Annotated in this window: 5 protein-coding genes; 3 read left to right on the top strand and 2 right to left on the bottom strand. The window is 74.7% G+C overall.

The genetic code is table 11. The features are described 5' to 3' along the window. A partial coding sequence (locus F8279_RS17175) for a GNAT family N-acetyltransferase (protein ID WP_151500474.1) occupies positions 1-507 on the bottom strand: 507 nt, incomplete at its 3' end. Between the two features lie 188 nt (positions 508-695). On the opposite strand from F8279_RS17175, the gene F8279_RS17170 reads away from it, so the two are divergent. Next, the gene (locus F8279_RS17170; RefSeq protein ID WP_151500473.1) at positions 696-1,346 is read left to right on the top strand and encodes a LysE family translocator; all 651 of its coding nucleotides are present in this window, start codon (positions 696-698) and stop codon (positions 1,344-1,346) included. Positions 1,347-1,360: 14 nt separating this feature from the next. Here F8279_RS17170 and F8279_RS17165 read toward each other — a convergent pair whose 3' ends face one another. Next, entirely contained in the window at positions 1,361-3,370 is a 2,010-nt protein-coding gene (locus tag F8279_RS17165; protein WP_151500472.1) for a beta-galactosidase, read from the bottom strand. Positions 3,371-3,485: 115 nt separating this feature from the next. On the opposite strand from F8279_RS17165, the gene F8279_RS17160 reads away from it, so the two are divergent. Together F8279_RS17160 and F8279_RS17155 are read left to right on the top strand one after the other, a co-directional pair. Further along, complete coding sequence (locus tag F8279_RS17160) at positions 3,486-5,849, top strand: TIM-barrel domain-containing protein (protein WP_151500471.1); 2,364 nt, start codon at positions 3,486-3,488, stop codon at positions 5,847-5,849. 47 nt (positions 5,850-5,896) lie between these two features. Beyond that, positions 5,897-7,093, top strand: a complete 1,197-nt coding sequence (locus F8279_RS17155; RefSeq protein ID WP_151500470.1) for an ROK family transcriptional regulator — start codon at positions 5,897-5,899, stop codon at positions 7,091-7,093. Positions 7,094-7,307 lie beyond the last annotated feature (214 nt).

The raw sequence follows: 7,307 nt of genomic DNA, 5'->3' as shown, positions 1-7,307 counted from the left end.
GTTCCCCCGGGACGGCGGGCGGGCCGGCAGCACCTCGGCGAAGGCGTACCCGCTCTTCTCCGCCACCCGGCAGGAGGCCGGGTTGTCGACCTGGTGCAGCAGTTCCAGGTGGGTCAGGCCGACGGCGGCGAACCGGGCGAACGCCCACGCGGTGACCGCCTCCACCGCCCGTGGCGCGACGCCCCGACCGCGCGCCGGAGCGGCCGTCCAGTAGCCGACCTCGGCGGACGGGCGTCCCGGGCGGACGTCCTTGAGCACCACGCAGGCCACCACCTGCTCCCCCTCCAGCACCGCGAACATGAACCGGTGCCCGGCGGCCCAGCCCTGGTGGCTGCGGCGCAGGAACACCTGCGCCTGCGCCGGGCCGGTCACCGGATGGCTGGTCCAGGCGCGCAGCACCGGATCCCGGTACGCCTCGATCAACGCGTCGGCGTCACCGTCGCGCCACGGACGCAGCAGCAGCGCGGGCGCGGTCGGGGTGGCCGGCGCGGACAGCACGATCGACATGTCGCAAGTATCACCGCCGCAACACCGGCACCACCGCCCCCCTGCTCCGGCGATCATGAGGTTGGCGGTGACGAATCGGACGCCAACGGCAGCCAACTTCATGATCGCCGGAGTGACGGCGGGAGGGGACGGCGCGGGGGGACGGGTGGGCGTAGGGTCCGGTTTACGGTCGGCAACGGGGAGGCGACGTGGTCACTGTCGGTGCGGTCATGGGAATCGGTCTGGTGGCGCTCGGTCTGGTGCTCACGCCCGGTCCGAACATGGTCTACCTGGTGTCGCGGTCGGTGACACAGGGGCGTCGGGCCGGGCTGGTGTCGCTGCTCGGCGTGGCGGTCGGCTTCCTGGTCTACCTGGCCGCCGCGGTGGCCGGCATCGCCACCGTGTTCGTGCTGGTCCCGCCGCTGTACACGGCGGTGAAGCTGGCCGGTGCGGCGTACCTGCTGTGGCTGGCCTGGCGGACGCTGCGCCCCGGTGGCACGTCGGCGTTCACCCCGACGCCGCTGCCGCCGGACCGGCCCCGGCGCCTGTTCACCATGGGCCTGGTCACCAACCTGCTCAACCCGAAGATCGCCATCCTGTACGTGTCGCTGCTGCCGCAGTTCGTCGACCCGGCGCGCGGGCACGTGGCGGTGCAGAGTCTGCTGCTCGGCCTGACCCAGATCGTCGTGGCGCTCACCGTGAACGCGCTCATCGTGCTCAGCGCCGGCTCGGTGTCGGCGTTCCTCACCCGCCGGCCGGGCTGGGCGCGCCTGCAGCGGTACGTGATGGGCACGGTGCTGGCGGCGCTCGCGGTGCGGATCGCCGCCGACCGCTCCCGCGCCGCCGTCGCCGCCCCCTGACCGGGGTACGCGCATCAGCGCGCAGCCTCGCGTAGCACCGCCACAGCCCTCGGCTCAAGTGTCAGGGAACCGTCGACCGTCGCGCCGGTGAGCAGGTCGAGCCCGGTGACCGGCACCCGTTGCGGCTGGTCGGTGTGGTTGAGCAGGTAGAGCAGGGTCCCGTCGCTGTCGTGCCGGCGTACCGCCTCCACGCCCGCAGGCGCGCCGGGACAGGTCGGGGTCACACCGGCGAGCCGGGCCGCCTCGGTGAGCAGCCGCCGGTAGGTGTCGTCGTCGGGACGGGTCGAGACGTACCAGGCGTACGCGTCGCCGACCCGGTGCCGGGCGACGGCGGGCCGCCCGTCCAGCACTCCCCCGGCGTACGCGCTCACCGTCTCGGCGCCGTCGGTGTGGACCGTCTCCGACCAGATCCGGCCGGTCCCGCCACCGGTCAGCGGCACGTGTTCGTCGTCGGCGAGGGGGTGAAACTCCTCCACCCGTACGCCGAGCAGGTCCCGGTACGCGCCCGGGTAGCCGCCGAGGCGCACCCGGGCGTGCTCGTCGGCCACGCCGCTGAGCCAGGTCACCAGCAGGTGCCCGCCGCCGTGGACGTGCCGGCGTACCCAGTCGACTGTGGCGTCCGAGGCCAGGTAGAGAGCGGGGAGCACGAGCAGCCGGGCGCCGTCGAGTGGGGCGCCGGGCGGCACCACGTCGGCGGTGATCCCCGCGTGCCACAGCGCCCGGTGCGCGGCGGCCACCTCGCCGGGGTGGTCGAGCCCGTCGCGGGGCATCCCCGGGTGCCGCAGCGCCCAGCCGCTCGCCGCGTCGTACGCGATGGCCACCGCTGCCTGGACGCGGCCCGGCGCGGTCCCGGCGAGCCGGCCCAGCGCGGCGCCCAGGTCGGTGGCCTCGCGGAACACGCGGGTGTCCGCCCCGGCGTGCGACACCACTGCCGAGTGGAAGCGTTCCGCGCCGCCGGCCGGGGCGCGCCACTGGAAGAACATCACCCCGGCGGAGCCGCGCGCGACGTGGGCGAGGCTGTGCCGGGTCATCCGGCCGGGTTCCTTGGTGTGCATGCGCCCGGCGGTGTGGATCTGGTTTGGCGCGCTCTCCATCAGCAGCCACGGCACCGGGTGCCCGGCGCCGTGGCGGGCCCAGCCGCGGGCGAGGTCGGCGGCGAACGCGGTCTGTTCCTCCGCGCCCACGCCGGTCGTGGACGGGTAGTGGTCGATCGCGACCAGGTCGACCTCGCGTGCCCAGCGGGCGTGGTCGACCGGCACCCAGTCGCCGAGGACGTAGTTGGTGGTGACCGGCACCGCCGGGTTCGCCGCGCGCAGCAGGTCCCGCTGCTCGGTGTACGCGGACAGCAGCGTGTCGGACCAGAAGCGGCGGAAGTCGAGCAGCTGGCCGGGGTTGGCCAGGTACTGGGTGGCGCGGGGCGTGCCGATCTGCGCCCAGTCGGAGTAGTGCTGGCTCCAGAAGCTGGTGACCCAGGCGTCGTTGAGCGCGTCGAGGTCGCCGTAGCGGGTGATGAGCCAGCGGCGGAACGCCGCCTCGGTGTGCGGGCAGTGGCAGGTGGTGCCGTACTCGTTGTGCACGCGCCAGAGCGCCAGCGCCGGGTGGTCCGCGTACCGGGCGGCCAGCACCCCGGCGATGTCGCGGGCGGCGTCCCGGTACGCGGGCGCGGCGGCGCAGTAGGTGTCGCGGCTGCCGTGGTGCAGGCGTACGCCGTCGGCGGTGACCGGCAGCGCGTCCGGGTGGCGCAGCGAGAACCAGGGCGGCGGCGAGGCGGTGGGCGTGGCCAGTGCGGCGCGGATGCCGGCCGAGTGCAGCAGGTCCAGCACGCGGTCGAGCCAGTCGAACGTGTACCGGCCGGGTTCGGGTTCCAGCCGGGACCAGGCGAACACGCCGACGGTGACCAGGTCGACCCCGGCGACGCGCATCAGCGCGACGTCCTCGCGCCACACCTCGGCCGGCCACTGCTCCGGGTTCCAGTCCCCGCCGTAGCAGAGCCGGCCGTCGCCCCACGGCGCTTTAGTTGTCATCCCGGCCAAAATAGGAACAGGTGAGACGGAAAGTCAATGCCGTCGATCATTGACAGTTAGTTGGGCTTCCAAAGAAACTGGCGGGACCGCCCGTGGACGCCGCGAGGAGACGCCCATGCCGTACCGCCCGCCGCTGGTCCCGTACGAGACGTTCGTGGCCGACCCGCCCGACCTGCCGGTCCGCGCCCCCGGCGAGGAGGGCGCCGACGACGTGCTGCGGGCCGAGGTGGCCGCGACCGACGCGCACGGCGTCACGCTCACCGCGACCTGCGCGTCCGGCCGCACGCTGGTCGCGCGGGTCGAGGCCGCCGGCGACGGGATCATCCGGGTACGCCTCGCCGACGACCTCTCGGTACGCGGACGCGCCGCGCGGGCGCTGACGCTGGTCCACCCGCAGCCGCACCCGGCCACCGTGACAGTCACCGACGGGCGCGTCCGGGTCGGCGCCGGTGGCGTGGTCGCCGAGCTGCGCCTGGACCCGTGGGGCCTGCGGTTCCTCACCCCCGACGGGCGGCTGCTGCTGGCCTCCGACGGCGGCACCCGGGACATCAGCGGCCGCCGCCGCACGCTGCCGCTCGGTCGCTCCACGTTCGACGGCGAGCCGGTCGCCTGGCACGAGAGCTTCGTCGCACCCGGCGACGAACGGTTCGTCGGCTTCGGCGAGAAGTTCACGCCGCTGGACAAGCGCGGGCAGCGCCCGCTGATGTGGAACTTCGACGCCTTCGGCGGCGAGTCCGACCGCTCGCACAAGAACGTGCCGTTCTACCTCTCCGACCGCGGCTACGGCGTGCTCGTCGACAGCGGGCTGCCGGTGCAGTTCGACGTGTGCGCCAGCACCCACAGCAGCGTGCAGATCCTCGTCCCGGACGACCTGCTCGACTACTACGTGCTGGCCGGGCCCACCCCGGCGCAGGTGCTCGACCGGCTCGACACGCTGACCGGACGGCCGTACCTGCCGCCGAGGTGGGCGTTCGGCTCGTGGATCTCCTCCGGCTTCTTCCCGGACAGCCAGCAGCGCGTGCTGGAACGGGCCCGGCGCATCCGGGAGCGGGACATCCCCTGCGACGTGCTGCACCTCGACTGCTACTGGCAGGTCGCCGGCCACTGGTCGGATCTGCGCTGGGACGCCGACGCCTTCCCCGACCCGGACGGCATGCTCAAGGACCTCACCGAGCAGGGCTTCCGGGTGTGCCTCTGGATGAACCCGTACCTGATGACCGGCAGCCCGCTCTACGCCGAGGCCGGGGCCGCCGGGTACTTCCTGCGCCGCCCGGACGGCGGCACGTACGTCGCCGACACCTGGCACGGCAGCTACCCGGAATGCGCCGTCGTGGACCTCACCAACCCGGCCGCGGTGCGCTGGTTCCAGGGCCTGCTGCGACCGCTGCTGGCGCAGGGCGTCGCGGCGTTCAAGACCGACTTCGCCGAGGGCGTGCCCGCCGACGCGGTGGCACACAACGGCATGACCGGCGTCGAACTGCACAACGTGTACGCGCTGCTGTTCAACGACGCGGTAGCCGACGTCACCGAGGAGGTGGCCGGGCACCGCACCGTGTGGGCCCGTTCGTCGTACCTGGGCGGGCAGCGGCACAGCGCGCAGTGGAGCGGCGACGTCAACGCCACCTGGCCCGGCATGGCCAGCACGCTGCGCGGCGGCCTGTCCCACGGGCTGTCCGGGGTGCCGTTCTGGAGCCACGACACCGGCGGCTTCCACGGCACACCCGAGCCGGACCTGTACGTGCGCTGGACCCAGTTCGGCGCCCTCTCGCCGCTGGTGCGGCTGCACGGCACCACCAGCCGGCTGCCGTGGGAGTTCCCGCCCGAGGCGGAACGGCACGCGGTGGACGCGCTGCGGCTGCGCTACCGGCTGCTGCCGTACCTCTGGTCGGCGGCGGTGGCGAGCGCCCGCACCGGCGGCCCGATGCTGCGGGCGCTGCTCGTCGACAGCCCGGACGACCCGGCCGCCTGGACCGCCGACCTCCAGTACCGCCTCGGCCCGGACCTGCTGGTGGCGCCGGTGCTCGACCCGTCCGGCGAACGCGCCGTCTACCTGCCGACGGGCGACGACTGGCTGGACGCGTACACCGGGCAGCGGTATCCCGGCGGCCGGCACCTGCGGGTGAGCGTGCCGCTGGACCGGCTGCCGCTGTACGTGCGCCACGGCGCGCTGATCCCCACCGTGGCACCCGCGGCGACGGTCGGGACCGGCCCGTTCCGGGACGTCACGCTCGTGGCCTGGGGCGGCGTCGACGGCGTGAGCGTGCTGCACGACCCCGAAGGCGACACCACTGTCACGGCGGTACGCGACGGCGACACGCTGCGCGTGCGCGTGGACGGGCCGCTGGACGTCCGGGGGGTCAGCGTCGTCGGGACGGACCCGCCGCGCCGGGCGGTGCTCGACGGCGAGCCGGTCCCGGTGACGCCGTTCGTGCCGTGGTTCGGCGGCGGAGACCGGCCGGCCGGAATCTCACCCCTTTAGTTTAAGCTGTAGCCGAACTCAGGCCGGGCGCAGGAGGCGGGCAGTACGTGATCAGCATCGACCGGCCGACGGCCGACCTCGGCGACGTGCGGGTGACCAACCGGGCCGCGGTGCTCCGGCACGTCCGCCGTCACGCCCCCTGCTCCCGGGCCGACGTCGCCGCCCACACCGGGCTGAACAAGGCCACCGTCTCCAGCCTGGTCGCCGAGCTGATCGAACACGGCCTGCTGCGGGAGACCGGGCTGACCGAGAACCGGGTGGGCCGCCCGGCCACCATGCTCGTCCTCGACGGCTCCCGCTACGTCGGGCTCGGCCTGCGCGTCGGCGCGGACGAACTGGTCGCGGTCGCCGCGGGACTCGGCGGCGACCCGGTGCTGACCTGGCGGCGCGCGTTCCCCGCCGCCACCGCCGGTCCCGAGGAGACGGTGAAGGCGCTCGCCGCGCTGACCCGGCGCGCCGTCAACCGGATCGGCGCCGACCGCACCGTGCTCGGCCTCACCGTGGCCGTAGCCGGGCTGGTGGACCCCGACGGCGACGTGCCGGCCGCACCCGCGCTGGGCTGGCGCGGCGTGCCGCTGGCCGCGTCGGTTCGTCGCGCGCTACGCGACAGGGATTTCCCCGTCGCCGTCGACACCGAGGCCAACCTCGCCGTGCTGGCCGAGCGGCGGCACGGCCCGTACGCCGCCACGACCGACCTGGTGCACCTCACCGGCGGGCCGGCGATCGGCGCGGGCCTGATCAGCGGCGGCCGGCTGCTGCGCGGCGGCCGGGGCTTCGCCGGCGACGTCGGGCACCTGCCCCTGGCCGCGGACGGACCGGCCTGCGACTGCGGGCGGCGCGGCTGCCTCACCGCGCTGCTCGGCGTGGACGCGGTGATCCGCCGCCTGCTACCAGGCGCCGGCCCGGTCACCGACCATCTGCCGGAGGTGGAACGGATCCAGGTACTCGCCCGCGCCGGGGACGAGCCGGTACGGACGGGGCTCACCGAGATCGGCCGGCTGCTCGGGCAGGCGACGTCGGTGCTGTCCGGGCTGCTCGACCCGGAGGTGGTGGTGGTCGGCGGGCACCTGGCGGCGCTCGCGCCGTGGCTGCTGCCCGCCGCCCACGCCGAACTCGCGGCCCGCACACCGGTTCCGCCCGGCGTGCGGCTGGAGGCCAGCACGCTCGGGTCCGCGGCCGGGGCGCTGGGCGGCGCCACCGCCGCGCTGGCCACTGTGGAGGCCGGGCGCCTGCCCGCCGGATGACCCCTTGACCGCACCGGCCGGAAGGTGCCAACCTCGGTAGCGCCGCGTTCCGGGACCGGGCAACCCGAAGCGGCGTGTTTTTCGGCGGTTGTCGAAGCGCTTCACCACCGCTCCGGGCCGACACTGCCGCACCCCCACCACCCCTTTTCGCGTACGCGACGCCGCATCACCGGCTCGTCCGTCGAAGCGCTTCGACGGACGAGCGGCAGCACGT

The sequence above is a fragment of the Micromonospora sp. AMSO1212t genome (assembly GCF_008868145.1).
Classification (GTDB): Bacteria; Actinomycetota; Actinomycetes; order Mycobacteriales; family Micromonosporaceae; genus Micromonospora; species Micromonospora tulbaghiae.
Note: the sequence above shows the minus strand (reverse complement) of the source record. Positions and strands in the feature narration are given on the sequence as shown.